The sequence below is a fragment of the Micromonospora sp. B11E3 genome (assembly GCF_039871625.1).
In the GTDB taxonomy this organism is placed as follows: Bacteria; Actinomycetota; Actinomycetes; order Mycobacteriales; family Micromonosporaceae; genus Micromonospora.
Genome location: NZ_JBDPMC010000223.1, coordinates 1 through 1,009, shown reverse-complemented (window position 1 = coordinate 1,009; position 1,009 = coordinate 1). Strand labels below are relative to the sequence as shown.

Here is a 1,009-nt window from a genome sequence, read left to right as displayed (position 1 = left end):
GGCACGCCCGCGATGACCCAGTTCCAGCTGACCCGTAGCGGCGGACGCCAGCAGTCGGGGCACCGTACCGGGCCCGTCGTGCCCGTGGGGCCGGTAGACGGGGATGGCGGAGCGGTCGTTGGCGTCGTAGCGGGAGGTGACGTGGGTACGTGCGGCTGGGTCGATGGGGGTGGCGGAGTTGACGCGGACGGGGAGCTGGCCCCGCCCGATGGTGCCGGCTGCCCGGGAGTCGAGGTCAGCGAGATGGCGACATAGTCGAGGTCGGCTGCATCACGGCGGTTGTTGGAGGTGATTTGTAGCCGCAGCTCGCCGGTGGGTGACAGGTACCGGGCGTAGGGCGCGGACGCGGGCCAGGCGAGCGACGTCCACGGGCCCCAGTGTGGAGCGTCGGCGTTGGTGCCCACGCCCCCCCAGCCCCTCGCCGCCCAATCGAACAGTGCGAACGTCCAGGTCTGGGTCTCGGGGCCCGGACCGCGGTAGTTGACCCGTACGTCGACCGCGGTCACCTCCCTGGGCGACACGTCGGGCGGCGCGACGAAGGTGAGGTATCCGGAGTAGCGGCCGATGAACTCGACGTAGCGGTTCCAGCCATCGGTGGTGCCGGTGAGGTCGGCCTCGGCCAGGTTGGTCACCGGCTGCCCCTGACCCGTCCGGCCCGTCGTTGTCGTGAGCTGCGTAGCCGTAACTACCGTCGTACTGGCCTGGGCACGAGGCGAGAGGGCTGCGACCAGGCCGAGGACGACGGCCAGTACCACGACGCCGATTCCAGTGAGGTAGAGGCCTCTTGTCTTGGCCATGGCAGCACGAGTCCTATTCAAAGCGGATTTCTTCAATGTTCACCGCGCTGCTGCCACCGTGCCAGAAATCGAGTTGGAGCTCACCTCAGGGCCCCGGCGTTGTTTCGTATTGTCCGGTTATGTAATGAAAACGCTGATGTTGAGGGCTGGATAGCAGGCGAGCACGACTTCTGCTGATCTTTCGGGTGCCTAGCCAGAAAGATCCACTCAGG

Annotated in this window: 1 pseudogene; it reads right to left on the bottom strand. The window is 66.9% G+C overall.

What is annotated here, in order from left to right:
* Positions 1-797, bottom strand: a pseudogene (locus ABGB16_RS33775) (hypothetical protein); the annotation flags it as partial.
* Between the last annotated feature and the right edge of the window lie 212 nt (positions 798-1,009).